This window comes from Hydrogenophaga luteola (assembly GCF_042648585.1).
GTDB classification, from domain to species: Bacteria; Pseudomonadota; Gammaproteobacteria; order Burkholderiales; family Burkholderiaceae_C; genus Hydrogenophaga; species Hydrogenophaga luteola.
The window spans coordinates 434,190-457,685 of record NZ_JBHRXX010000007.1 but is presented as its reverse complement, the minus strand read 5'-3'; the positions used below and the strand labels follow the sequence as shown (position 1 = coordinate 457,685).

Annotated in this window: 24 protein-coding genes and 1 pseudogene; 10 read left to right on the top strand and 15 right to left on the bottom strand. The window is 67.1% G+C overall.

All coding sequences use genetic code 11. The annotated features are described in order from the left end of the window. From ACFOPI_RS16890 to ACFOPI_RS16880, 3 genes are read right to left on the bottom strand one after another with little or no spacing between them, the layout of a single operon-like run. Entirely contained in the window at positions 1-846 is an 846-nt protein-coding gene (locus ACFOPI_RS16890; protein WP_382176244.1) for an ABC transporter permease, read from the bottom strand. Beyond that, a complete protein-coding gene (locus ACFOPI_RS16885; RefSeq protein WP_382176241.1) occupies positions 828-2,030 on the bottom strand; it encodes a branched-chain amino acid ABC transporter substrate-binding protein in 1,203 nt (400 codons plus the stop codon). Before ACFOPI_RS16885 ends, ACFOPI_RS16890 begins: the two co-directional genes overlap by 19 nt. Continuing rightward, on the bottom strand, positions 2,027-3,028 hold the full coding sequence (locus tag ACFOPI_RS16880) for a PQQ-dependent catabolism-associated beta-propeller protein (RefSeq protein ID WP_382176239.1): 1,002 nt from the start codon (positions 3,026-3,028) through the stop codon (positions 2,027-2,029). Before ACFOPI_RS16880 ends, ACFOPI_RS16885 begins: the two co-directional genes overlap by 4 nt. 300 nt (positions 3,029-3,328) lie before the next feature. On the opposite strand from ACFOPI_RS16880, the gene ACFOPI_RS16875 reads away from it, so the two are divergent. Together ACFOPI_RS16875 and ACFOPI_RS16870 are read left to right on the top strand one after the other, a co-directional pair. Continuing rightward, entirely contained in the window at positions 3,329-4,264 is a 936-nt protein-coding gene (locus tag ACFOPI_RS16875) for a tripartite tricarboxylate transporter substrate binding protein (RefSeq protein ID WP_382176236.1), read from the top strand. Further along, positions 4,261-5,019, top strand: a complete 759-nt coding sequence (locus ACFOPI_RS16870) for an ABC transporter ATP-binding protein (RefSeq protein ID WP_382176234.1) — start codon at positions 4,261-4,263, stop codon at positions 5,017-5,019. The genes ACFOPI_RS16875 and ACFOPI_RS16870 overlap by 4 nt, the downstream gene beginning before the upstream one ends. 12 nt (positions 5,020-5,031) lie before the next feature. Here the strand turns inward: ACFOPI_RS16870 and ACFOPI_RS16865 are convergent, their stop codons facing one another. The 3 genes from ACFOPI_RS16865 to ACFOPI_RS16855 form a co-directional block, all read right to left on the bottom strand. Then, on the bottom strand, positions 5,032-7,122 hold the full coding sequence (locus ACFOPI_RS16865; protein ID WP_382176231.1) for a TonB-dependent receptor family protein: 2,091 nt from the start codon (positions 7,120-7,122) through the stop codon (positions 5,032-5,034). Between the two features lie 92 nt (positions 7,123-7,214). After that, a complete protein-coding gene (locus tag ACFOPI_RS16860) occupies positions 7,215-8,582 on the bottom strand; it encodes a sensor histidine kinase (RefSeq protein WP_382176228.1) in 1,368 nt (455 codons plus the stop codon). Continuing rightward, positions 8,579-9,232, bottom strand: a complete 654-nt coding sequence (locus ACFOPI_RS16855; RefSeq protein WP_382176225.1) for a response regulator — start codon at positions 9,230-9,232, stop codon at positions 8,579-8,581. The genes ACFOPI_RS16860 and ACFOPI_RS16855 overlap by 4 nt, the downstream gene beginning before the upstream one ends. An 88-nt stretch (positions 9,233-9,320) precedes the next feature. Here ACFOPI_RS16855 and ACFOPI_RS16850 point away from each other — a divergent pair, with 88 nt between their 5' ends. After that, a complete protein-coding gene (locus ACFOPI_RS16850) occupies positions 9,321-11,120 on the top strand; it encodes a serine hydrolase domain-containing protein (RefSeq protein ID WP_382176223.1) in 1,800 nt (599 codons plus the stop codon). Continuing rightward, positions 11,117-12,220: an alpha/beta fold hydrolase gene (locus tag ACFOPI_RS16845; RefSeq protein WP_382176220.1), complete on the top strand. Its 1,104-nt coding sequence runs from the start codon at positions 11,117-11,119 to the stop codon at positions 12,218-12,220. Before ACFOPI_RS16850 ends, ACFOPI_RS16845 begins: the two co-directional genes overlap by 4 nt. 16 nt (positions 12,221-12,236) lie before the next feature. On the opposite strand, the gene ACFOPI_RS16840 is transcribed toward ACFOPI_RS16845, so the two are convergent. The 8 genes from ACFOPI_RS16840 to ACFOPI_RS16805 form a co-directional block, all read right to left on the bottom strand. After that, positions 12,237-13,220, bottom strand: coding sequence for a helix-turn-helix domain-containing protein (locus tag ACFOPI_RS16840; RefSeq protein ID WP_382176217.1), 984 nt, complete (start codon positions 13,218-13,220; stop codon positions 12,237-12,239). 88 nt (positions 13,221-13,308) lie between these two features. Next, positions 13,309-13,683 carry a VOC family protein gene (locus ACFOPI_RS16835; protein ID WP_382177205.1) on the bottom strand — a complete coding sequence of 125 codons (375 nt, stop codon included), beginning with the start codon at positions 13,681-13,683 and terminating at the stop codon, positions 13,309-13,311. Positions 13,684-13,714: 31 nt separating this feature from the next. Continuing rightward, a complete protein-coding gene (locus ACFOPI_RS16830; RefSeq protein WP_382176214.1) occupies positions 13,715-14,152 on the bottom strand; it encodes a nuclear transport factor 2 family protein in 438 nt (145 codons plus the stop codon). Positions 14,153-14,165: 13 nt separating this feature from the next. Next, entirely contained in the window at positions 14,166-14,522 is a 357-nt protein-coding gene (locus ACFOPI_RS16825) for a nuclear transport factor 2 family protein (protein ID WP_382176212.1), read from the bottom strand. 16 nt (positions 14,523-14,538) lie between these two features. Continuing rightward, positions 14,539-14,967: a 2,4'-dihydroxyacetophenone dioxygenase family protein gene (locus ACFOPI_RS16820; RefSeq protein ID WP_382176209.1), complete on the bottom strand. Its 429-nt coding sequence runs from the start codon at positions 14,965-14,967 to the stop codon at positions 14,539-14,541. A gap of 159 nt (positions 14,968-15,126) precedes the next feature. Beyond that, complete coding sequence (locus ACFOPI_RS16815; RefSeq protein WP_382176206.1) at positions 15,127-15,498, bottom strand: DUF779 domain-containing protein; 372 nt, start codon at positions 15,496-15,498, stop codon at positions 15,127-15,129. Next, positions 15,498-17,018 (bottom strand): aldehyde dehydrogenase, encoded by a 1,521-nt coding sequence (adh, locus tag ACFOPI_RS16810; RefSeq protein ID WP_382176203.1) that lies wholly within the window; start codon positions 17,016-17,018, stop codon positions 15,498-15,500. The genes ACFOPI_RS16815 and adh overlap by 1 nt, the downstream gene beginning before the upstream one ends. A 228-nt stretch (positions 17,019-17,246) precedes the next feature. Continuing rightward, on the bottom strand, positions 17,247-18,002 hold the full coding sequence (locus ACFOPI_RS16805; protein WP_382176200.1) for a TOBE domain-containing protein: 756 nt from the start codon (positions 18,000-18,002) through the stop codon (positions 17,247-17,249). A gap of 128 nt (positions 18,003-18,130) precedes the next feature. On the opposite strand from ACFOPI_RS16805, the gene ACFOPI_RS16800 reads away from it, so the two are divergent. Both ACFOPI_RS16800 and ACFOPI_RS16795 read left to right on the top strand, forming a co-directional pair. Continuing rightward, the gene (locus ACFOPI_RS16800) at positions 18,131-18,514 is read left to right on the top strand and encodes a hypothetical protein (RefSeq protein ID WP_382176198.1); all 384 of its coding nucleotides are present in this window, start codon (positions 18,131-18,133) and stop codon (positions 18,512-18,514) included. 29 nt (positions 18,515-18,543) lie between these two features. Next, complete coding sequence (locus ACFOPI_RS16795) at positions 18,544-19,596, top strand: DUF6973 domain-containing protein (RefSeq protein ID WP_382176195.1); 1,053 nt, start codon at positions 18,544-18,546, stop codon at positions 19,594-19,596. A 336-nt stretch (positions 19,597-19,932) separates the two neighbouring features. Here the strand turns inward: ACFOPI_RS16795 and ACFOPI_RS16790 are convergent, their stop codons facing one another. Next, complete coding sequence (locus ACFOPI_RS16790) at positions 19,933-20,928, bottom strand: CrpP-related protein (RefSeq protein WP_382176192.1); 996 nt, start codon at positions 20,926-20,928, stop codon at positions 19,933-19,935. A 312-nt stretch (positions 20,929-21,240) separates the two neighbouring features. Between ACFOPI_RS16790 and ACFOPI_RS16785 the strand changes: the two genes are divergently transcribed. From ACFOPI_RS16785 to ACFOPI_RS16770, 4 genes and pseudogenes are all read left to right on the top strand, one after another. Next, the gene (locus tag ACFOPI_RS16785; RefSeq protein WP_382176190.1) at positions 21,241-21,990 is read left to right on the top strand and encodes an SDR family oxidoreductase; all 750 of its coding nucleotides are present in this window, start codon (positions 21,241-21,243) and stop codon (positions 21,988-21,990) included. 30 nt (positions 21,991-22,020) lie between these two features. Beyond that, a complete protein-coding gene (locus ACFOPI_RS16780) occupies positions 22,021-22,605 on the top strand; it encodes a BON domain-containing protein (RefSeq protein WP_382176187.1) in 585 nt (194 codons plus the stop codon). A gap of 5 nt (positions 22,606-22,610) precedes the next feature. Continuing rightward, positions 22,611-23,159: pseudogene (locus ACFOPI_RS16775) on the top strand (ferritin-like domain-containing protein). Between the two features lie 102 nt (positions 23,160-23,261). Further along, positions 23,262-23,477: a CsbD family protein gene (locus ACFOPI_RS16770; RefSeq protein ID WP_382176184.1), complete on the top strand. Its 216-nt coding sequence runs from the start codon at positions 23,262-23,264 to the stop codon at positions 23,475-23,477. Positions 23,478-23,496: the final 19 nt, after the last annotated feature.

The following is a 23,496-nucleotide window of genomic DNA, read 5'->3' as shown; positions in this document are numbered from 1 at the left end:
TCAACCGCCAGGCTTCTTGCTGATCGAGCCGCGCTGCGGGTCGTAGCCCCACAGCGCCGCGGCGAAAAACACCACCGTGCAGCCCAGCACCACGGCCCACGCGGTGCCATGGAACTGCCCGTACATCGCAAAGCGGATCGCCTCGACCGCATGGGTGAAGGGGTTGGCCTGCGCCAGCTTGAGCAGCCACCAGGCGCCCGACTCTTCGAGCTTCCACAGCGGGTACAGCGCGGGGCTGATGAAGAACATCGGGAAGATCACGAAGTTCATCGTGCCGGCGAAGTTCTCCAGCTGCTTCACGTAGACCGACAGCACCAGCCCCACCGAGGCCAGCATCACCGCGCCACACACCATGGCCAGCAGCGCGGCCGGCAGGTGCAGCAGCGGCAGCTCCACGCCAAAGGCCCAGGCGATGGCCAGGAACACCACCATCTGCAGCACCGAAAGGGCCGTGCCCGCCAGCAGCTTGAAGGCCAGCAGCCAGCCGCGCGCCAGCGGCGCGGTCAGCAGCAGGCGCATCACACCCATCTCGCGGTCGTAGACCATCGAGAGCGAGCTCTGCATGCCGTTGAACAGCGCCACCATGCCCAGCAGGCCGGGCACCATGTATTCCTTGTATTCGACGTAGGTCTCGTAGGGCGGCGCAATGGCCACACCGAACACGTTGTGGAAGCCCGCGGAAAACACCACGAACCACAAGAGCGGCCGCACCAGGGCCGAGCCCAGGCGCGAGGGCTGGCGCAGGAAGCGGCCGATCTCGCGGCCCACCACCGCCCGCAGGGCGCGCAGCAGGTGCGGCAACAGGGCGGGCGCCGGGTCGGGGGTGTTCAGGGTCGCTGCTTGCATGCGCTTTCCGCTTCGTCGACACCCAGTGTGTCCATGACTTCCTTGGGGTGCAACACGCCGTCCAGCGGGGCCACGCCGATCACGCCGTCCACATGGCTGAGGAAGATCGGCTGGCGCAGCTGCCCGTCCCAGGCGCGGAACGACAGGCGCGGCCCCTTGAAGCCGTCCACCGCCACCGGCCCGCCGCGCAGGGCCTTGAGCTGCTGGGCCACGGGCGCCTTGGGCAAATCGACCAGTACCGTGGCCACCGCACGGCCCGCGATCCAGGCGGCCCAGTCGTGGCCAGTCATCGGTCGTTTGTGCTCCTTGGCAAAACGGCGCGAGAGCTGCGGGCCGCCGTTGCGCTCCCACAGCGGGTGCCAGGGCACAGCCACCAGACCATTGGCGCCCACCACCGGCCGCGGCAGTTGTGTGGCGTAGGGCACGGTGCGCGCGAACTCGCCGTCGCTGTCGAGCACCGCCACCACCTCGTGCTCGCGGTCGCTGCCGGTCAGAAGGCGCACATTGCCCAGGTCGCGCTCGCGCGGGTCGCCAGTCAGCTTGAAGGGTTTGGTGGACGTGGCCTTGATGCCGTAGCGTTTGGCCGCGCGGTTGAAGGCCTCCAGCATGGGCGCATCGCCCGGCAAAGGCCCCTGCAGCACCAGCGCCTTGCGCCAGTTGCGCGCGGCCAGGTACTGCGCCAGCGCATCGCTCAGCATCGCGCGGCTGGGGATGGTGTGCAGCAGGTGGGCCGCGCACTGCGCGCCGCGCAGCGCGTCGTCGTCGGCCGCGGCGTTGAACACGATGGCGCCACCCAGCGCGGCCGGCGCCGCCTGCACCAGCGCACGCAACTCGGCGGCCGGCAGGTCGGCCACCACGTGCTGCACCTTGGCGGCCTTCAGCTCGGCCAGCGCTTTGGTCAGCCCCCCCGCGTTCGGCAGCACCACGTCCTTGACCTCCAGCGCGATGCCGGCGGCGTCCAGTTCAAATGCCGAGTCTTCGGCCGCGAGCTGTACCCCGTCGATGGCGCGCCCGGTCGGATGGCCGGGGTAGGCCTTCTCCATGCGGCGCGGCGCGTGGCGCGGGTCACCGTCCAGCGACACCACCGCGATGGTGACCTTGGTGGCGGCGAACGACGGCAGCGCCGCCGCCAGAGCCAGCGCGCCCAGCAGGGCACGCAAAGGTCTGCTCGGATGCAACGTCATTTGCTCACGAGAACCGTATGTGGAACTCGGCCTGCCGGCACCGTCTTCAGTGCCTTGCCCGACGCCGTGTCGATCAGCGTCATGTCGTCCGACAGGCCGTTGGCCACGAACAGCGTCTTGCCGTCGGGCGTGAAGCCCAGGCCCCAGGCCCGCTTGCCCACCAGGATCTGGTTCTTCACCGCCTTGCTCGCCACGTCCACCTCGGCCACGTGGTTGGCTCGGCCCAGGCCCACCCACATGCTCTTGCCGTCGGGGCTGATGGCCATGCCCACGGGGGTGATGTCGGCGTCGCGCATGCCCTTGACGGTGAACTTGATCTTCTGCTTCTCGGTGTGGGCCTTGGTGTCGACCACGCTCACGGTGGCATCGAGCTCGTTGGTGACCCACAGCTCGCTGCCGTCGGGGGACATCACGAAGCGGCGCGGGCGCTTGCCAACCTTGATGTTCTTCGTGACCTTCTTCGTGCCCAGGTCGATCACATGGACCACGTTGGCCACTTCGGACGTGACATAGGCCGTCTTCCCGTCGGGCGTGACCAGCACGCCCTCGGGCTCGCCACCGGTCTTCACTTCGAACAGCGCCTTCTTGGTGGCGATGTCGTAGGCACCCAGCACGCTGTCGTCTTCCACCGACACGTAGGCGGTCTTGCCGTCGGGGCTGAGGTCGAACATCTCGGGACTCTCGCCCAGCGGCACGGTGCCGGCCAGCTTGCCGCCCGCCACATCCACCACGCCCATCGCATTGCTGTCGCCGCAGACCACGTAGATCTGCGAGCCATCCGCGTTGAACGACATATCGCGCGGGCGCTTGCACACGTCGATGGCGCCCTGGCGTTCGCCCGCGGTGTTGAACACGTAGAGCTTGTTGTCCTTCTCGCTGGACACGTAGACCTTGCTCTCGGCGTGGGCCGGCAGGCCGAAGGCGAGCGAGGCGCCAGCGGCGCACAGGGCCGCTGTCAGGGGCCGGGAACGGCGGAATGCGGCGGCACTAAGGGCCATGTCTTTGTCTCCTTGATGTTGTCAACAGGTCGGCGACCGGGCGATGCCCGCCTCGGGCGCGCGGTGCTTCTGCAAATTCGGTGCCAGTGCGCCATGGACTGTTGCGGGAACAGAATTTGCCTGAAGATGCCCCGTCCCGAGGGCTCTCCGAGGGACAGGAGACTATCAGGCCACGCCATGAGACACACACCGCTGTTCCCAGCGTTCAAAAATGACACAGGGATAACCCTGAGCCGTGACACACCCCCGGCCCGGCGCCCGACGCGCCGCGACTTCCTGTGCCAGGCGGGCGCGCTGGCCATGGCATCCGCCGCGCCGATGGCGCGGGCCCAGGCGCCCTTTCCATCCAAGCCGCTGCAGCTCATCGTGCCCTGGCCCGCGGGCGGACAGACCGACCTGACGATCCGCATCCTCTGCGAAGAGGCCGAGCCGCTGCTGGGCCAGCCGGTGCTGGTGGTCAACAAGCCCGGCGCGGCCGGCACGCTGGTGGCGCCCGCGCTGAAGGCGGCCGAGCCGGACGGCCACACCATCGGCCAGGTGCCGATCACCGTCTACCGCCACGCGCTGATGAACCACGTGCCCTGGGACCCGGTGACCGACCTCGCGCCCATCCTGCAGGTCTCGGGCGTGAGCTTCGGCCTGCTGGTGCCGGCCAGCAGTCCGTTCAAGTCGGCCACCGAGCTGATCGACTGGGCGATCAAACACCCCGGCGAGCTGATCATGGGCTCCACCGGCATCGGCACCACCGCCCACCTGGCGATGGAAGAAATCCTGCTGCAGCACAACGTGAAGTACGTGCACGTGCCGTACAAGGGCACGGCCGACCAGATGCTGGCCATCGCCGGTGCGCAGATCATGGCCGGCGTCAACTCCACCGGCTTCGCGCCCTGGGTCGAGAAAGGCCAGATGCGCGTGCTCGCCACCTTCAACGCCGCGCGCAACCCGCGCTGGCCCGATGCGCCCACCATGCGCGAGCTGGGCTACCCGCAGGCGGTCTACACCTCGCCCTGGGGCCTGGCCGCGCCGGCCGCCACGCCGCCCGCCGTGGTGCAGAAACTGCACGACGTGTTCCACAAGGCCATGTTCAGCGAACGCCACGCCAGTGCGCTCGCCCGGTACGATCAGTCGCTGGATTACCTGGGCACGCGCGACTACCGCCAGGCCGTGCTCGCCACCGTCGAGCGCGAGAAGAAGCTGCTCGCGCGCATGAACCTGCTGGCCAAACCCGCCTCATGACCGAACACACCGCCCTCGCCTCCGACACCGTGCTGAAGGCCGAAGGTCTGCACAAGGCCTACAACGACAAACCCGCCCTCAAGGGCGTGAGCCTGTCGCTGAGGCCCGGCGAGATGGTGGCCCTGCTCGGCCCCAACGGCGCCGGCAAGTCCACCCTGCTGCAGCTGCTCACCGGCCTGTTCACACCCGACCAGGGCGCCATCACCGTGCTCGGCCACGACATGCGCGCCCACCCGGCACGCGCGCTCGCAGGCCTGGGCGTGGTGTTCCAGCAAAGCGCACTCGACCTGGACCTGACGGTGATGGCCAACCTGCTCTTCCACACCGACCTGCACGGCATCCCGCGCAAGACGGCGCGCGAGCGCATAGCCATGCAGCTGGCTGCCATCGGGCTGCAGGACCAGGCCAAGGCCGTGGTGCGCAGCCTCTCGGGCGGCACGCGGCGCAAGGTGGAACTGGTGCGCGCCCTGCTGCACCGGCCGCGCCTGCTGCTGATGGACGAGGCCACGGTGGGCCTGGACCCGGCCTCGCGCCAGCAGCTGCTGGACACGGTGCGCGGCCTGTGCAGCGAGCAGGGCCTGGCCGTGCTCTGGGCGACGCACCTGATCGAAGAGGTGAAGACCGCCGACCGGCTGCTGCTGCTGCACCAGGGCACGGTGCGCTTCGACGGCAGCATCGACACCTTCATGGCCGCCGCCGACGGCCCGGACTTTCAGACGGAAGTGCTCAAGGCCTTGCAGAAGCCGGGGCTGTAAGCCCCGCCCGGCCTAGAAGGCGTAGCCGACGGTCACGCCCAAGCCCCACTGCCGGCCCGGTGCCGGCTCGAAGAAGCGGCGGTTACCGTCGTTGGCGATCACCGAGCCGATGGTGGCCTTGTCGGCCAGGTTGTCGACGCGCACGTACTCCTTGAGCGTCCACGCGCCGAGCTTCTGCTCCCAGCCCAGGCGCAGGTTGAACAGCGTGGCCGCGTCGGTGCGGTCGCTGTTCACGTCGTCCACCACCATCGAGCCGCGGTGCAGCGCCTCCAGCGCGGCGGTGAAGCCGGGCCAGGCGCGCGGCTGCCAGGCGACCTCGCCGAACAGCGAGCGGTTCATCGTGCCGGGGATGCGGTTGCCCTTGGCCACGGTGGCGCCGCTGCTGCTGGTGAAGGCCTGGTCGAAGCGCGCGTTCAGCGTGGAAAACGCCAGGTGCGTGCGCCACTCGGGGCTCCACTGCGCGCTGTGCGCCAGCTCGATGCCCGAGCGACTGGTCTTACCGGCGTTGGTGTAGACCGTGCGCCCGCCGCTGCTGGAAGCCACCACGATCTCGTCGCGGGTGCCGATGTGGAACAGCGCCGCATCGAGGCGCTGGCCTTCGCCCAGCTTCGCCTTCAGGCCCAGCTCCACGTGCGTGCTGCGCGCGGACTTGAGGTTCAGGTTGGGTCCGCTGCCGTCGGCGGTGTAGGCGATCTCGGTCAGCGTCGGCGTCTCGAAGCCGCGGCCCACGTTGGCGTAGACGTTGGTGTCGGCGCTGAGGTGGCGGGTGAGGCCGATCACCGGGTTGGTGGCGTTGAAGCGCACACGGCCGCTGTCGTCGGGGTTGCCGGGACGCACGAAGAAGTCCTGCACCCGGAACCTCACGCGGTTGGCGCGCAGACCGGCCACCGCGCTCCAGCCTTCGTTGATCGACCAGTCGGCCTGGGTGTAGAGGCCCGTGCTGTCGACGCTGTCGTCCTCGTCGCGCTTGAGCTCGCCTTGCTCGCCCAGGTTGTTGATGAAGCCGCGGCGGCGCTCACTCATGCGCTCCACATCCACCCCCGCGCTCAACCGAACCTCGCCTTCACCGGCTGCAATGCGCCGCGCGTAGCGCAGGCCGGTGCCGCTGTAACTGCGGTCCAGCTGCACCACGCCGCCGGCCGCCGTGGGCGAGGTCTGCGCGACCAGCGGGATCGAGAGCCGGTTGTCCAGATCGCGCTCGCCCGCGTAGACCCGCGCCGAGAGTTCGCTGCGGTCGTCGAGCTTGTGATCGGCCACCAGGCCGACCTGGTTCTGCGACACGTCCTTGCCGGCCTTGTACAGCGTGGCGTTCGCCACCGCCTGGCGCGGGTTGGCCTGGAACTGCTCGCGCGTCAGGCCCAGCGGGTCGCCCGATTCGGGCTGGTCGAAGACGTTGGCCACCAGGGTGAATTTCGTCTGCTCGCTGGCCGCCCAGCGCAGCTTGGCGTTGGTGTGCTTGCGTTTGGCCGCGCTGTTGGTGCGCCAGCCGTCGGTGGAGAAGTCGCTGTGGTCGATCACGTAGTTCAGCGAACCGCTCTGCCCCGCGGCCTGCAGGCCATAGCGGCGCAGCTGGTCGGAGCCGGCGTCGACACTGAAACGCACTTCGGGTCTGGCCGGGCCGTCAGCGGTGACCACCTGCAGCACGCCGCCGGCCGAGTTGCCGTAGAGCTGGGCCAGCGGGCCGCGCAGCACCTCGATGCGCTGCGCCGAGGGCAGGCTGATGGTCGAGGCCTGGCCCTGCCCGTCGGGCATGGTGGCGGGAATGCCGTCGACGATGAGCCTTGCGCCGCGGATGCCGAACGGCGAACGCGAGCCCGAACCGCGGATCGAGAGTTGCAGATCCTGCGCGTAGTTCTGGCGGTTGAGCACCGTGATGCCAGGCACCCGGGTCATCACCTCCGACAAGTTGACGCGCGGACCAGCCACCTCGATGGCGTCCTGGCCGACGGCCTGCACCGAAGCCGGCGCGTCGAAGCTCAGCTGCTCCTGCCGAGAGGCGCTGACGACGACCTCCTGCAGGGTCTGGGCGCCGGCCGTGCCGGCCAGGGTCATGAGCAGCGCGGCGTTCAGGCGCCGCAGGGTGAAGGTGGGGCGTGGGGTCATGTCTTGTCTCCGGGAAGGAGCCATCCTCCAACAAGTTCCATGCCACGCGCGGTGGGACCGCGAATGTTCAGGAATGGAACACCGGACGAGGTTCAGGCCGCCGCAGGCCACGTCACCATGAACACAGTTCCCTGCCCGCCGGGCCGGTCGGCAATGGACACCTGGGCGTTCAGTCTCTGCGCGGCCCGCTGCACGATCGCAAGCCCCAGGCCACTGCCTTTTGATCCGGACGAACCGGAGCGGTAGAAGCGATCAAACACCAGGAGGCGTTCGTGGGCCGGAATACCGGGGCCGTCGTCGGCCACCGCCAGGGTCACCCGGCCACCCTGGTGGACCAGCGACACCTCGACCGAACCACCATCCACGCCGTGCTGGATGGCGTTGCGCACCAGGTTCACCAGCACCAGCCGCAGGGCGTCAGCGTCCACGGTTTCCATCATCTCGTCGGGTGACTGCAGGGCCAGGGTGCTCCCCCGACCCGTGGCGAGGGGCTCAAGCTCGATGAGCGTCTCGCGCGCCATCTCGACCAGATCGACCGCCTGCGGTGGCTGGTGCGCCGCATGCTCCAGCGCCGCCAGCATGAGCAACTGGTTGACCTGGTGCGAGGCGCGCTGCACACCCTGTTCCAACGCCCGCTGCGCCGCTTGGCGTTGGGCTTCGTCGCGCGCATGGGCCAGCACGTGGGCCTGCGCCGCCACCACGGCCAGCGGTGTCTTGAGCTCGTGTGCGGCGTCCTGCACAAAGGACTGCTCCAACGCCCGCTGGTGGCGCGAACGCTCCAGCAGCACATTGGCCGCATCGACCAGCGGCGCCAGTTCCACATAGCCGGTCGGCTCCTCCAAGGGCGTCAGATCGTCGGGGCGCCGGCGCGCAATCTGGCGCGTCAGCGAGCGCAAGGGCCGCAACCCCAGCCACACCGCCAAGGCCATCGGCAGCACGACAAACGGCAAGGCCACCAGCAGGTAGCCCAGGATGTCCTGGCCGATCAGGGCCATGGCAGTGGCGTCGCTCACCACCGGCACCCACACCACCAAGCGCCAGCGCGCGTCTTCCTGCGTCATGACCCAGTAGCGTGTTCCCTTGTGTTCGATTTCTCCCGACGGACTGGCGCCGCTTGCATCAGGAAACGGCGCGCCAGCCACGGACTCGTAAACCACCGATCCATCGGCCGACCGAAGCTGAAACAGCAACGAACCAGGCGCGGCGTTCTCGGCATTGCGGCGCAGCTCGTTGTACTGCCGGTCGGCCGCCAGCAGGGCCACCCGGGCCTGCGCTGCGTCCATGCCCTGCAGGGCGTTGAGCGTCGCCTGGGCAATCTTGCCGAACGACTCGCGGTCCCGCACGTCCTGCTTGAAAGTCAGGAAGTCCTTGAGCGACAGCACCACCCAGACCAGCAACAGCGCGGCCAGCAATGCGAGCACGGTGCGCCGCAGCAGGGACGGCCCCAGCCAGTGTTTCATGCGATCAGTTGGTAACCCACACCGCGCAGCGTGCGGATGCGGTGCGCGCCGATCTTTCGGCGCAGGTTGGACATGTGGACCTCGATCACGCTGCCCTCCAGGGGATCGCCCAGCGGCTGCAGACGCCGGCCCAGGGCGCTCTTGGACACCACCGCGTCCGGGCTGCGCGCCAGGGCTTCGAGCAACTGGAACTCCCGGCCGGACAGCTCCACCGGCTCACCATCGACCCAGACGCGGTTGTCCCTGGGCGCGATCTCCAGCGTCCCGATGCGCCAGCGCTCGCTGGCCTGGCGCGCCTGCCGCCGGTGCAGCGCACGCAGGCGCGAAATCAGTTCGGCCATGGCAAAGGGTTTGGGCAGGTAGTCGTCGGCCCCCTCGTCCAGACCCGCCAGACGTTGCGGCAACTCCGCGCGGGCCGAGATCACCATGACGGGCACCAACCAGCCGGCCCTGCGCCAGCCGCGCAACAAATCCATGCCGTCCACCCGCGGCAGCCCCAGGTCCAGCAGCACGGCGTCGATGCCCGTGGTCTCCAGCCCTTGCGCCCCCTCGGCCGTGCGGTGCCAGAGGACCGACAGCCCTTCCTGCCGGAGGGCGTTCACGATGGCCTGGCCCAGGTCGAGGTCGTCTTCAAACAGCAGCACATGCATGGCGGCAGTCTAGCCAGCCAAGCTTTGGCTTCGCTAAAGGCTGGGCCGCTAGGCTGCGCACATCGCCAACTCAGGGAGTCCGCACACCATGACCGTTCCACCACGACGCACCGCCCTCAAGGGCCTGGCCATCGCCCTGGGCGCCGCCGCCCTGCCCGGCTGCGCCACGCGCCCGTCGCCCGTCCCGCCCATCCGCCAGGGCGACACCGCCGCGGCGCTCGGCCAGCTCGACGCCTGGGTGCAGCAGCAGATGCGCCGGCACCCACCGGCCAACCTGAGTGTGGCCGTGCTCGACGGACAGCAGCTGGCCTGGTCCGCCGGCTACGGGCAGGCCGACCCGTCCAAAGCGATTCCCGCGACCGCGCGCACCCGCTACCGCGCCGGCTCGATCTCCAAGGTGTTCACCACCATGGCGGCCATGCAGCTGGCCGAACAGGGGCGGCTCGACCTGGACGCGCCCTTGAGCGAGGCGCTGCCGGCGTTCCGCATCCGCAGCCGCTTCACAGGCGCCCGCCCGGTGACCGTGCGCCAGATCCTGCAGCACCGCTCCGGCCTGCCGTCTGACCGCGCGCAGGGCATGTGGACCGATGACCCTCAGTCGCTGTCGGCCCTGGTTCTGGCGCTGCGCGAGGAGCACCTCGCCTTCCCGCCTGGCGAGGTTCAGGCCTATTGCAATCTGGGCTTCTCGCTGCTGGGCGCTGCCATCGAACATCTCACCGGCGAACCCTTCGCCCGCTGGATGCAGGCCCGGCTGCTGGAGCCCATGGGCATGATCGATTCCAGTTTTGCCATCGCGCCGCCCACGGGCCCGCACGCCGCGGTGGCGCTCGACGCCAAAGGCAAGGTCGAGCCCGAACCAGGGCTGCGCGACATGCCTGCGGGTGGCCTGAACGCCACCGTGATCGACCTGCTGCAACTCGCGCGCCTGTGGTTTTCCGACGGGCGCATGACCGGCCACCAGATCCTCACCCCAACCTCGCTGGGCGCCATGCAGAACGCCCCCTCCCACCCGTCACTGAGCGACCCGGCCAGCGTGGGGCTTGGTTGGCATGTGCTGAACGAAGAACTGGACGGTGTCGGCCCCCTGCTGTGGCACGCCGGCGGCACGCCCCACCACCATGCCCAGCTGATGCTGCTGCCCCAGCTGAAGCTGGCCGTTGCAGTGATGTCCAGCGCGGTCACTGCGGGCGAACTCGCGCAGGAAACCGCCCTCAAGGCCATGGCTTTGATGGCCATGGCCCGGACCGGCATTGACCCGGTGCGCCCGCTGAAGCAAGGCCAGGACAAGGTCCATCCACCGGTGGCGCTGAGTCGCCTCGCAGGTCACTACGACACACCGCTGGGCGTGGTCCACATCAAGTCAGAAGGGGCCACAACCAGCGCCTCGTCGAAGGGCAAACAGCTGGATCTGGTAAGCGATGGGGATGGCTATGCCCGCCTTCGATACCGCCTGCTCGGCCTGTTCCCGGTGAATCTCGGCCGCCTCGGGGAGGTGGCCTTCACCCGGCACGACACTCCCGACCGTCAGACCTGGTTGCTGGTGCGCCGCAAGGGGCGCTTCGCCCTGCTGGGCACACGGCTGGACCCGGTGCCCATCGCCGACAGCTGGCGCCAACGCCTCGGCCGCTACCGCTATGCCGGCAACGACCCGTTTCTCGCCGAGCAGTTCAAGTCAGTCCGCCTGTTCGAAGAGGCTGGCCTGCTGCAGGTCGAGGTCGACGCCGGTGCGGACAGCACCCGTGTGGCTCTGGCACCAGTGGACGACCAACAGGCCATCATCCGTGGCATGGGGCGCGGGCGCGGCGACACGGTGCTCGCTGGACAGGAAGGCGCCCAGGTGGTGCTCATGCACAGCGGCATGCGTTTCGTTCGGGAGGGCGGCGAATGAGCGGCACAAGAACTTCGGCAGGTAGCCTGTTGCTGTCGATTCCGCTGGCCTTGGTGGCATGCGCCTCCGGCCCGAAGTCGCCCGGTCCGGCGCACGAGATCCAGGGCCAAGGACAGCCCATCGTGGTGCTGGCCTCCGGCTACGGCATGTCCCGCAACACCTGGCAGGCCGTGGGCGACGAACTGGCGAAGGACTTCACCGTCTTCAGCTTCGACCGTCCCGGCTACGGTGACCAGCCCGACACCGACCGACCGCGCGACCCCTGCACCATCGCGACCGACACGCGAGAAGCGCTGCGGTCTGCCGGTTTGAAGCCGCCCTATGTGCTGGTCGGCCATTCGCTCGGGGGACTGCACCAGTACGTCTATGCGCGCCTGTACCCGCAGGACGTGGCCGGCTTCGTGTTGCTTGACCCGACGCACCCGCGCCACTGGGCGATGCTGCAGGCTGAGCGCCCGCTGCTGGCCACCGCCCTGCAGGGCATGGTGAAGATGCAGCGGAGCCAGGCGCTGCGCAACGAATTCGGTCAGCAAACGGACTGCCTGAAAGGGCTGGACCAGCGGCAAGCGCTGCATGCACCCAGCCGCCTGCTGGTCAGCCGGCGATACAAAGACATGGAGAAAGACCTGGCCCCGACCTTGCAAGCACTGCAGAACGACTGGAAGACGCTCACCGGCGTGGCCGCCATCGACCCGCTGTGGGACAGCGGCCACCACATCCAGACCGAGCGACCCGATGCGGTGGCCCAGGCGGTGCGCGAGGTGGCCGGACACCCGCGACCCAGCAGCGGACATCCTTCGCGCGTGCAGATCGGCAAAGGTGCGGACTTTGAGGTACAGATCGGTGCCACCCGTCAGCCAGAGGTGGCGCAGCGGCTCGGTCGACCCGATGAAACCCACCAGGACGACGAGCGCACGGTCTGGGTCTACCAGGCGCCAGGCATCCGCGTTCCCATGGCGATCAGCCTGATCCCGGTCATTGGCGACCTCGCCGATCTGGTTGAGCTGGGGCAGTCGGCGGTGGACCGCCACGAGGCGATCATCGAGTTCGATGCACAGGGCGTGGTGCGCCACGCGCGGCGACGGCCAGTGGAACCGTGAACAACAGGACCACCTGTCACCTGGCCGGCCGCGCCCCTTCCCGGTACTCCCTTGGCCCCAAGCCGTACTGCTGCTTGAAGACACGCGCGAAGTGCGAGGGATCGGTGAACCCCCAGGCGTAGGCAATTTCCGCGATGCTGCTGTCGCGGTACGCCCGCTTGCACAGGTCTTCCCTGCAGCGCTCCAGCCGCTGCGTCCGGATCCAGGCCGACGCACTCACGCCGATCTGCGCGAACAGCATGTGCACGTAGCGGGGCGACATGTGGTTGGCGGCGGCGATGCTGGTCGGCGACAGATGCTCGTCCTGCAGGTTGTTCAGGATGTGGTCCTGCAGCTGCTTCAGGTAGCGCTGCGCCAGCGCGCGCTGCGGCACCTCCACCCGGCGGCTCATGGCCGCGGCCAGCAGCTCCAGCGTGGCCCGTCGCACGGCCGCGTGGTCGTTCTCGGTGAACACCTCCAGCTGGCGGGCCAGGCTGTCGACATGGGAATACAGCACGGCCCCGATCCCTACGCGGCTGTCGATGACCGTGCCGGTGAACGCCGAGCCGCGGGGCAACCGCTCCTGGACGTCTGCCCACGGCAGCACCAGCGAGACCTTGTGCAGGCGCTCCATCACGGTGAACTCGGTGGGTTGCGAGCCGCTCCAGATGACCATGTCGCCCGCGCCCAGGCTGATGTCTTCGTCGCCGAAGTGAAACCGCTCGCGGCCGGCCTTGGTGATCTGGACGCCGATGTAGGGCTCCGGCGCGCGCTCGATGAACTGCGGCAGGCGCCGCCCGGTGCAGGGGTCGCAGACACATTCGACCACCCGCACCCCGTTGAAATCCCGGTTGCGAACGCTGGCGGTGAACCCGTTGCCAACCGCCTGGGACACCTGCCACTCGCCGTAGTTCGCGGTGAGCGCGGCCTGCCAGGCGTCGGTGGTGTCGGAGCGGGTCAGTCCCGCCGTGGACCACTCGTGAATGGGCGCGGGATCTGGCGACTGGGTCTTCATCAGCATCTGCGTCTCCGATGGTTCCGAGGTCTTCTGCCGGACCGTACGGGCTCCCTTCGGCATGATAGGTCCGGGCGTTGCGGGCGCCAAGCTGTCAGCGGTAGTGGCCGTGCCTCTCCAGCACCTCGATCTTGTAGCCGTCCGGGTCCAGGATGAAGAAAAAGCGCGCCAGCAGCGTGTCGCCCGCCTTGAATTCCTTGACCGGCAAAGGGTCGTGGCCGCCGCGAACAAGTTCTGCATGCCAGGCAGACACATCGTCCACCACGACCGCCACATGCCCATAGCCGTCGCCATGGGTGTAGGGCTCTTGCCGTCCCTTGTTCCAGGTCAGTTCGATCTCGACATGGGTCTCGGCATTGCGCAGGTACACCAGCGAAAACTCCGGGAAGTCCAGCCGGTGCGACGGGGTCAGCGCCAGCACCTCTCGGTAGAACCGAAGCGAGGCCTCCAGATCTCGCACCCGGATCATGGTGTGGATGAGCTTGGCGGCGGTCACGTCTTCAAGCCGCCGTGAACGTCTGGACCATGATCTTCCCGCGGCGGATCACCAGGGTGTCGGTCGCGATGTTCACGAACGGTCTGGCTTCCCACACCAGGTAGGCCACGTCGCGGTCGATGGCTTGCGCGTTGATCTTGAACGCCTCCCAGAACCCGGGTTTGACCGATTTCAGGAAGCCGTCGAAGAAGCCCCTGATGTCGGCCACGCCCCGGTACTGCTTGTCGTGGGTCAGGATGACCGACGCGGCGGAGTAGTCGCGCATGAGCTCGTCGAGGCCTTTCGCGAAAGCGCCCAGGTGGTGCTCCAGCACCTTCCGCGTGGCGCCCGCTGCCTGCTCCCCTGCAGCCGCGTCGCTGGACGTGGCCAGGAGCGGCAGTGCAAGCACCATCGCGCCCCCGACCAGCGTTCGCCGCCGATGGAATGGGTTCATCTGTGTCATGGGGTTCCCCTTTCTAGGCCAGCGCCGTAAAGGTCTGGACGTGGATCTTTCCATTGCGGATCAGCAAGGTGTCGGTGGCCAGCTTGATGAAGGGCGACGCCTCCCACACCAGGTAGGCCGTGTCGCCACTGACCTCCTGCCGGACGATCTTGAAACACGCCCAGAAGCCGGGTTCGATGCCCTTCAGGAAAGCGTCGAAGAACGCCCGGATGCCGTCTAGGCCGGTGATGGTCTGGTCTTTCAGGAAGATGGACGAATGTTCCGTGTAGTCGGAGACGAGGGCGTCCAGCCCCTGGCCGAAGGCCCGGAGGTGGTGATCGAACACCTCTTGCGCCGTTCGCACACGATCGGGTGATGCAAGTTGGGACACAGCGGTTCTCCTTGTTTCAACCCCAGGCGCCCTGGGCCTCTTCCCAGCCGATCACGGCGATGGGCGAGCCATCGGGCTTGATGAAGGTCAGGGGCCCGAGGAAGGTCATGTAGAACTCACTGTCGACGGGAAAGTTGGTGCGGTCGTGGCGCGCGCCGGAGGACTCGAAGCCGTAGCCAGGTGCCACCGCCGTGTCGCCACCGGCCGCCTTGCCGCCACGCACGTCCATGCGGCCGCGGGTGAGGAAGTATTCGCCGGGGCCGGCGTGAATATGGGCGGCGAAGGACGAGCCCGCGGGGCAGTCGAAGATGGCCGTCCACGAGCCCATCTCGGGCGCCACATTGAGCAGCTTCCAGCGAATGCCGCCGGTCGAGAAGGCATCGGGGAAGGGCTGCCATTCAACGGCATCGATCTGCACATACGCTTCTTGGGTCTTCGGCTTCATGGTGGTCTCCTGGTTGGGGTTGGGTGATGCGGTGCCGCCAGCTTAGGCTCGCACTCCCGCGGCAGCCCGTCCCTGCGCGCAGAACGAATCGACCACGCGCGCACATCAGGGTTAGCCCCGACACGCGCGTCGGTGGCCCCACCAAAGAGACAGCCGCCGTCAGGCCGGCTTCTCCGCCTCCAGCTCGGCCATCTCTTCCGCCGTGAACACCCGCGAGCGCGTGTGGAAGGCCTTGCCCTCCGGCCCCTCCAGCGAGAAGGTGCCACCGTGGCCCTCGATCACGTCGATGATGAGCTGGGTGTGGCGCCAGGTGGCGTACTGCGACTTGCTCATGTAGAACTCGCAGCCGCCGATGGCGCCCAGCAACACGTCGCCCTGGCCCATGGTGATCTCGCCCAGCAGGTAGCAGTTGGCCGCGCTGTTGTCACAGCAGCCGCCGCTCTGGTGGAACATGAGGCCATCCCCGTGCTTGCCCTTGAGGAACGCTATGAGTTCCAGGGCGGCCGGGGTGGCCACCACTTTGTCGACCATCAGAAAAACCCGAGCTTGTTCTCGCTGTAGCTGACCAGCAGATTCTTGGTCTGCTGGTAGTGGTCCAGCATCATCTTGTGGGTCTCGCGGCCGATGCCCGATTCCTTGTAGCCACCGAAGGCGGCGTGGGCCGGGTAGGCGTGGTAGCAGTTGGTCCACACGCGGCCGGCCTTGATGGCGCGCCCCATGCGGTAGGCCACGTTGCCGTTGCGGCTCCACACCCCGGCGCCCAGGCCGTAGAGCGTGTCGTTGGCGATTTCCAGGGCTTCGGCTTCGTCCTTGAAGGTGGTCACGGCCAGCACCGGGCCGAAGATCTCTTCCTGGAAGATGCGCATCTTGTTGTGGCCCTTGAACAGCGTGGGCTGCACGTAGTAGCCGCCGCCCAGGTCACCGCCGAGCTTGGCCTGCGAACCGCCGCACAGCACCTCGGCACCTTCCTGCTTGCCCAGGTCCAGGTACGACAGGATCTTGGTCAGCTGTTCTTTGGACGCCTGCGCACCCATCATGGTGTCGGTGTCCAGCGGGTCGCCCTGCTTGATGGCGGCCACGCGCTGGAGCACGCGCTCCATGAACTTGTCGTAGATGCTTTCCTGGATCAGGGCGCGGCTGGGGCAGGTGCAGACCTCGCCCTGGTTGAACGCGAACAGCACCAGGCCTTCGATCGCCTTGTCCAGGAACGCGTCGTCCTTGTCCATCACGTCGGCGAAGAAGATATTGGGCGACTTGCCACCCAGTTCCAGCGTGGCGGGAATCAGGTTGTTGGCCGCGGCTTGCGCGATCACGCGGCCGGTGGTGGTGGAGCCGGTGAAGGCGATCTTGGCGATGCGCTTGCTGGTGGCCAGCGGCATGCCGGCTTCACGGCCGTAACCGTTGACGATGTTCAGCACGCCGGGGGGCAGCAGGTCGGCGATCAGCTCGGCCAGGATCAGGATGGAGATGGGCGTGTTCTCGGCCGGCTTGAGCACCACGCAGTTGCCGGCGCCCAGGGCGGGAGCCAGCTTCCAGGCGGCCATCAGAATGGGGAAGTTCCAGGGAATGATCTGGCCCACCACGCCCAGCGGCTCGTGGATGTGGTAGGCCATGGTGTTCTCGTCAATCTCGCTGATGCCACCTTCCTGCGCACGCAGGGCACCGGCGAAGTAACGGAAGTGGTCAACGGCCAGCGGGATGTCGGCGTTCAGCGTCTCGCGGATCGGCTTGCCGTTGTCGATGGTCTCGGCGTAGGCCAGCAATTCGAGGTTGGCTTCCAGGCGGTCGGCGATCTTCAGCAGGATGTTGCTGCGCGTGGCGGCGTCGGTCTTGCCCCACTTGTCGGCGGCGGCGTGGGCGGCGTCCAGCGCCAGCTCGATGTCTTCTGCCGTGGAGCGGGCCGCCATGGTGTAGGGCTTGCCCGTGGTGGGCGTGATGACCTCGAAGTACTCGCCCTTGACCGGAGGCGTCCACTGGCCACCGATGAAGTTGTCGTACTGGGATTTGTAGGTGATCTTGGCGCCTGCGGCGCCGGGAGCTGCGTAGATCATGTGTCGTCCTCTGAAAGGGTGGAAAGTGAAAGAAGCCATTGCGGCTGACATCCCTTCCACAACATCCGTGCCACCACGAAGAAGCGACTCAATCTGAGACGACTGCTCTTTTTATTGACAACACAAAGCGCAGGGTTGCGCCATTCGGGTCCAGACCCGTGAACAGTGCGTCAGGCTGCCACGGCACACCCGTTCATATGAACGCCGCTGCCAAAGGCGGCCGGTGTGTCAGCCCGCCAGGCCCACCACCAGGGCGCTGGACGACATGGTGGCCACCGCCCGCTGGCCCTTGCGTGCAGGGAACGGGTGCTCGGCAAAACCCACCCACTGACCGCCGCCGTCCAGCGACAGCACGACTTCGTCGCGCCCCAGCCCGCGCGAGCGCCGCTCGATGCGGCCCGGCAGCGCACACCCACCGTCCGCATCCTCCACCTCACCGCGGCCGATGCGCACCGCCGTCGCCTTGCACAGCACCAGCACCTCCAGCCCCGGGGCCAGCGCCAGCAGGTCGGCACTCTCGCGCGTGACGCTGGACGTGAGCAGCGCCTGCCCCGGCGTGCGCAGTCGCACCAGCACCGCAGGGTCGTCGGGCCCGAGCGGCTCCACCGCCTCCACACGGCACGGCAGCTGGTTGCGCATGCTCGTGCGCAGCCCCAGACCGAACGGCATCGGAGGCCCACCGGCAAAGCGCGAGAGCACCGCATCACGCGCCCGCGCCAGCTCATCGGCCAGCGCCAGCAGCTGCAGCCCCTGCGCCGTGATGCGCGCACCGCCGCCACCCGAGCCACCCACCGTGCGCTCCACCAGCGACTGCCCGCTGAGGTTGCTCAGCGTATCGATGGCCTGCCAGGCCGCCTTGTAGCTGATGCCCGCATCGCGCGCGGCCTGCGAGATCGAGCCGGTCTCCGCCACGCGGCGCAGGACTTCGAGGCGCTTGTCGGCGGGGGCGTGGCCGAGGGCTTCGGAAAGTGAGACAGCAGGCATGGAAGACATGGGACGGTCAAAAAAACCTGTTTGTAATCGAATGCAATCCATCCAACCGGGCGCTCCGCGTCTGATAGCCTCGCCCAAGCCTTTGAAGACCTTGCGTCCCCACAACGAAACCCCGACCGATGGAAGCCAAGAAAGAACGTCAAACCCGGCAATCACGGTGGTCGCTCAGTTTCGCGGCGATCATCGCTCTGTTCGTTCCCCTATTCATCTCGGCTTGCTCCATGCAGACAGACAGCTTCGATTCCGACACCTGGAAAGCCCAACGGGGCGTCAAGGCGCCGGACAACCAACGCATCCACATGGTCTCGTCGCTGGAAAACACGATACGCGTGGGCATGCCCCGCACAGAGGTGATCCGGCTGCTTGGAGAACCCGATTCACACGACCCGGCAACCGGCACCGATCAGTATCTGCTGGGCCTGGCATGGAGCCCTGACGAGAAGTATTACGAGATTCGCTACAAGGAAGGTGTGATCGCCTCCCTCCGATCGGCTGAGTATTGAAGGCCACCGCTCACAGACAGGAGCTCATCGTGAGTGAATCGCGCCCCAGCCTTGAGGCCCTGCGCAGCCAATACCAGGTGCCAGACGATGAAATGATCCGGTACCGCCCCCGGGTCTTCGGCGCGTTCGATGTCCCGTTTACCGAGTCCCTCGCCCAGGGGATGACCAGGACGGAAGGCGCATTGCTGGACCGCATGACCTGGGATCGTGGCCTGTCTGGACTCAAAACATTTCACGACATCTATATAGACGCCTTCAGGCAATGTGAATCACAGTTTCCCGACAACCAGGTCCCGGCCAGCGTGCCCGCGCACCGCGCAGGCGAATGGCAGGGAAACGATGGGCACCGCGACGCCTTCCGCCACACCTACTGGAGTGCCCGCCTTGCCCAGGAGTACGGGCCAGACTGGGCGCTCGCCTTCACCTCCGCACATGAGGGCGCGCCCGGCAACCCCGCCAATCGCGAAGCCATGGATCTTTACAACAACTCGATCGGCATCAAGATCGGCGCGGAGAATCCCAAGGCGACGCCGGAACAGCTTGCCGCCCTCGTTCGCCAGGCTGTGAACGAGGGGCGAACGGTTGTGATGAACAGTGCGGGGCAACTTGAGTGGAGCGACCGTGTGCCTGTTGGCGAGCACGGGCTGGCGCCACAAGAAAAGATCGACCCGCACATGAAAAAGCCGGAGGTTGTTCCGACGAAAAGCGCCGCCGCGCAGGAACTGTCGCCTCATGCCCGCAAACTGTTGAACGACAGCGAGCAACAGGTCCGGCAACTGGCTGAGCGCCACGGCCTGCCCTGGGACCAGGGCATGGACAACACGGTGGCCGCCGTGGCCCACCACGCCTGCGCCAACGGCCTCACCGGCATCAACCAGTTCCACGTGACCAGCGGCCAGATCCGCTTCGGTCAATGCGACGGCTACACCATCAAGGACGGCAGCATCGACGCACGGGTTGCGGCCAACACCCCGGCCGAGATGTCACAGCAGGGCCTGCTGCATGCCGATCAGGCGATGAACCAGCTTCAAGACAGCCGTGTCACAGAACACAGCCCGCCTACGATAGCCATGCGGGCTTGAGGTTCCGGTGGGTCCGGTGTGCGTGACCCGGTAGAAATTCAACACGGGAAGCGGCGGTTCACTGGCTGCTTCAGGCTGACAACGGACGTCGGTCCATGTTCTTTGAACGACTACTAACCCACCGAAAGCGGCCAGGCCACTGCGATCAGAGGTCTGTCGTCGACTTTGAGCCCCTTGATGCAGCGAATCGCCTTCTGCCCATGGCAGTCAGACCTGCTCGCCACCTCAATCGACCCTGGATTCCAAGACTCCCGGGTCGATTCAGAAACAGCGCTGTCCTCGGCATGAACAACTTTCTGTACAGCAAGGCCGTGTCGCTCCCTGAGCGCTGTTTCATCAAAGGTCACCGGTCGTCAAGGTCATCAGGACATCGGCATACCAGGCGCAGTTCAGCCCCAGTGATTCGTCCTGCACCAGGTCGCGGGTGGCCATGTCCATGCGGCTGGAGTGCACGCCCAGCAGACTCCACCGCGGGTGCCCTGCACCGTCGCCGTCCAGACGCGCCAGCACCGGCGAGCCACTGCTGCCACGGTGCATCCGGGCATCGGTGAGGAAGAGGCCCTGTCCCTGGAAGCGGATGCCGAAGAACGATGCGATGCTGGCTTGGCGCACCACCGGCAGGTGGTGCACGGTGTCGAAGAAGCCGAGGGGAAATCCCGGAATGGCCAGCCGGTCGCCCACATCGAATTGATCGAACCCCACCGCCAGGTGCTGCGGCCTGAATGGCTGCAGCACGCAGCCCGTTGGCATCGCATTCCGATCGATTTGGATGGTGGCCACATCGATCTCTCCGCCGCTGTCGCTGGCCTGGTGCCATGTGGCCACGCCATCGCGGTGAAGCAGGATCGACAAGCGGGCCATCTGTGTCAGATCGCGCTCATCGGTGTGCATCTCGATCTCGATGCGGTCGGGCGCGTGCCCGCTTTGGGCGTCGAACAGCACATGCCGGCTGGTGACGAGGTACAGCCGGGCATCTCGCTCGAAAAAGAACCCGCTGGCTTCCGTCAGTCCGGTGGCACCCGCAAAGGTGAGCACGCGGGTGACGCCGAACAGGGCCTCATCCCGTGAGCCCAGGGAGGGTGCGGCGGTCTTCACACTGCTCAGCAGTTCGCCGGCCGGTGCGAGCTGCGTGGTGTGGCCTCGATCCCATGCGTCTCGACGCCCCGTCCACACCGTGTTGCTCTCGCCAGTGGCATCGGGCTGGTTGACCACGTCGAGCATCGGGTTCGTCGCACGTGCATCGCCGCGAGCGGCGGCCTTGGCCCCCTGCCGGTGCAGCTCGGCGTGTTCACCTGTGTCGGCGACCGGCGGTTTGGTTCGTCTGGTTGACAAGGGACAGCTCCTGAAAAGGACTTGTCCCACCAGGGGCGGCGCTGCCACCACTGGCGATTCAAGCGAATCGGTGCGGGGCGGTGTCACGTCCAGCGCACCCCTGAGGCGGTCCATGGTACTCCTGCGAACACCGCAACGCTGGTGCGCGCGGGTTTCGGACCACTCCTTGGCGCCATGCTCTGTCAGGTAGCGCACAGACCCCCTGCACACCACACCCTAAGGTCCAACCATCTCCCCGCCGGTGGCGTCCGCTATCGACAGGGCCTGCGTCCGTTGACGTCCACGGTCGCCATCCTGGATTGGGGTCACTCCATGCTGACAGACAAAGTGGTGCTCGTCACCGGGGCTGCATCGGGCATTGGCCGAGCCATCGCGCTGGTCGCCGCCCGCGAGGGCGCGCTCCTGGTACTGGCCGACCTGGACCCACACGCGGGCAACGAGACCCTGCGGCAGGTGCGCGACCTGGGCACCGAGGCGCTGTTCGCCACGTCGGACGTGGGACAGCCCGACGACGCCCAGGCCCTGGTGGACCAGACCATGGTGCATTTCGGCCGGCTGGATGTGGCCTGCAACAACGCCGGCATCGGCGGCCCGTCGGCGCTGCTGGCCGACTACCCGCTGGACGGCTGGGCACAAGTCATCAACGTCAACCTCTCCGGTGTCTTCTTTGGCATGCGCTGTCAGATCCCGGCCCTGCTGCGCAGCGGCGGCGGCGCGATCGTCAACGTCGCCTCCATCCTGGGCGCAGTCGGCTTTGCCACGGCCGCCGCCTACACCGCCGCCAAACACGGTGTGCTGGGTCTCACACAGGCGGCCGCGCTCGAATACAGCGCACAGGGTGTGCGCATCAATGCGGTCGGTCCCGGCTTCATCCGGACCCCCATGATCAGCGCGCTGGACGCGGACCCCGCCGTGCACGCCGCGCTGGTTGCGGCACATCCCATCGGTCGCCTGGGCCTGCCCGAAGAGGTGGCCGAGCTCGTGGTCTGGCTGGCCTCCACCCGAGCATCTTTCGTCACCGGCTCGTACCACCCCGTCGACGGCGGCTATCTCGCCCGCTGAGCGTTCTTTTTTCAACCCAAGGAGCCCCTCATGACCCATCAATACCGCATCCGGACCACTGTCCTGGCCACCGGCCTCCTGGCCCTGACCACACTCGGGGCTTGCAACAAGCCTGCCGAACCTGAGCTCGTCGTGCCGCCATCACCGCCCATGACTCTGGGCACCCAGGTGGACGACACCGTGATCACCTCCGGCGTCAAGTCCGCGTTGATCGCCGACGACCTGGTCAAGAGCCTCGACCTGCAGGTCGAAACCCGCAAGGGCGTGGTGCAACTCAGCGGGTTTGTCGACAGCCAGGCTCAGATTGATCAGGCCCTGGCCCTGACGAGGGCCGTGGCCGGTGTGACCGATGTGGAGAACGGCATTTCCCTCAAGGGCGCACCCGGTACCGTGGGTACTGCGATCGACGACACCGCGGTCACGGCACGGGTCAAGTCCGCGCTGCTGGCCGATCCCGGCATCAAGAGTCTTGATATCAGCGTGCTCACCCACAAGGGCGAGGTTCAGATGACCGGGTTTGTGAACAGCCCGGACCAGATCGAGCAGGCGGGCAAACTGGCTGCAGCCACCGAAGGGGTCAGTGGCGTGAAGAACGAACTCATGGTCAAGAAGTGAACGCCATGGCCACCCACCCCAAACTCACGAGCGTCAAGGTGCTGCGCAAGCAGGCGCGCCAGCACATCTAACGCGGCGCCGTCACCGAGGGTTACAGCGCCGACCGGTCCCAGGTTCTGAAGATGCTGGACGAGGCCCTGGCGACCGAAATCGTCTGCGTGCTTCGCTACCGGCGTCACCACTTCATGGCGCGCGGCATCCACGGACAGGCCGTGGGCGCCGAGTTCCTGGTGCATTCCAACGAAGAGCAGAGCCACGCCGACCAGCTGGCGGCCCGTATCGTCCAACTGGGCGGCGAGCCCGATTTTTCACCCGACAGCCTGAGCGAGCGCAGCCACGCCGAATATGTGGCCGCCAAGACACTCCCCGAGATGATCCGCGAGAACCTGGTGGCCGAACGCATAGCCATCGACAGCTACCGCGACATGATCCGTGTTCTCGAAGACCTGGACCCGACCACCAGCGACCTGCTCCGGCAGATCCTGGCGGTGGAAGAGGAGCACGCAGACGAACTGGCCGATTTGCTCGAAGGCATGCCCGCCGACAAGGATTGAGCCCAACGCGCATCCGGGTTCGATGGCGCACAGACGCCGGAACCCGGCCCTGCGACAAACAGGAACGGTGAACGCGGTGTTCACCGCCACCAAAGGACTTGTATGAACTGGGACACCATCGAAGGCAACTGGAAACAACTGGCAGGGCAGACCAAGGCCCAGTGGGGCAAGCTGACCGGAGACGATCTGCGCGAGATCGCGGGTCGCCGCGACCAGCTGGCCGGCAAGATCCAGGAACGCTATGGCATTGCCAAGGATGAAGCCGAGCGACAGCTGGAGGAATGGGCCGCCAAGGCCGAAGACAGCTGGCTCGGTTGAACGGGTCGCTGCCGTCTTC

Excerpts from the sequence above, each read along its gene's own strand:
- ACFOPI_RS16890 (WP_382176244.1), bottom strand. The coding sequence starts at position 846 with ATGCAAGCAGCGACCCTGAACACCCCCGACCCGGCGCCCGCCCTGTTG.
- ACFOPI_RS16845 (WP_382176220.1), top strand. The coding sequence starts at position 11,117 with ATGAGCGGCACAAGAACTTCGGCAGGTAGCCTGTTGCTGTCGATTCCG.
- ACFOPI_RS16820 (WP_382176209.1), bottom strand. The coding sequence starts at position 14,967 with ATGAAGCCGAAGACCCAAGAAGCGTATGTGCAGATCGATGCCGTTGAA.
- ACFOPI_RS16770 (WP_382176184.1), top strand. The coding sequence starts at position 23,262 with ATGAACTGGGACACCATCGAAGGCAACTGGAAACAACTGGCAGGGCAG.
- ACFOPI_RS16785 (WP_382176190.1), top strand. The coding sequence starts at position 21,241 with ATGCTGACAGACAAAGTGGTGCTCGTCACCGGGGCTGCATCGGGCATT.
- ACFOPI_RS16865 (WP_382176231.1), bottom strand. The coding sequence starts at position 7,122 with ATGACCCCACGCCCCACCTTCACCCTGCGGCGCCTGAACGCCGCGCTG.
- ACFOPI_RS16860 (WP_382176228.1), bottom strand. The coding sequence starts at position 8,582 with ATGAAACACTGGCTGGGGCCGTCCCTGCTGCGGCGCACCGTGCTCGCA.
- ACFOPI_RS16800 (WP_382176198.1), top strand. The coding sequence starts at position 18,131 with ATGGAAGCCAAGAAAGAACGTCAAACCCGGCAATCACGGTGGTCGCTC.
- ACFOPI_RS16805 (WP_382176200.1), bottom strand. The coding sequence starts at position 18,002 with ATGCCTGCTGTCTCACTTTCCGAAGCCCTCGGCCACGCCCCCGCCGAC.
- ACFOPI_RS16850 (WP_382176223.1), top strand. The coding sequence starts at position 9,321 with ATGACCGTTCCACCACGACGCACCGCCCTCAAGGGCCTGGCCATCGCC.
- ACFOPI_RS16880 (WP_382176239.1), bottom strand. The coding sequence starts at position 3,028 with ATGGCCCTTAGTGCCGCCGCATTCCGCCGTTCCCGGCCCCTGACAGCG.
- ACFOPI_RS16875 (WP_382176236.1), top strand. The coding sequence starts at position 3,329 with ATGGCATCCGCCGCGCCGATGGCGCGGGCCCAGGCGCCCTTTCCATCC.
- ACFOPI_RS16840 (WP_382176217.1), bottom strand. The coding sequence starts at position 13,220 with ATGCTGATGAAGACCCAGTCGCCAGATCCCGCGCCCATTCACGAGTGG.
- ACFOPI_RS16855 (WP_382176225.1), bottom strand. The coding sequence starts at position 9,232 with ATGCATGTGCTGCTGTTTGAAGACGACCTCGACCTGGGCCAGGCCATC.
- ACFOPI_RS16830 (WP_382176214.1), bottom strand. The coding sequence starts at position 14,152 with ATGACACAGATGAACCCATTCCATCGGCGGCGAACGCTGGTCGGGGGC.
- ACFOPI_RS16885 (WP_382176241.1), bottom strand. The coding sequence starts at position 2,030 with ATGACGTTGCATCCGAGCAGACCTTTGCGTGCCCTGCTGGGCGCGCTG.
- ACFOPI_RS16835 (WP_382177205.1), bottom strand. The coding sequence starts at position 13,683 with ATGATCCGGGTGCGAGATCTGGAGGCCTCGCTTCGGTTCTACCGAGAG.
- ACFOPI_RS16780 (WP_382176187.1), top strand. The coding sequence starts at position 22,021 with ATGACCCATCAATACCGCATCCGGACCACTGTCCTGGCCACCGGCCTC.
- ACFOPI_RS16815 (WP_382176206.1), bottom strand. The coding sequence starts at position 15,498 with ATGGTCGACAAAGTGGTGGCCACCCCGGCCGCCCTGGAACTCATAGCG.
- adh (WP_382176203.1), bottom strand. The coding sequence starts at position 17,018 with ATGATCTACGCAGCTCCCGGCGCCGCAGGCGCCAAGATCACCTACAAA.
- ACFOPI_RS16870 (WP_382176234.1), top strand. The coding sequence starts at position 4,261 with ATGACCGAACACACCGCCCTCGCCTCCGACACCGTGCTGAAGGCCGAA.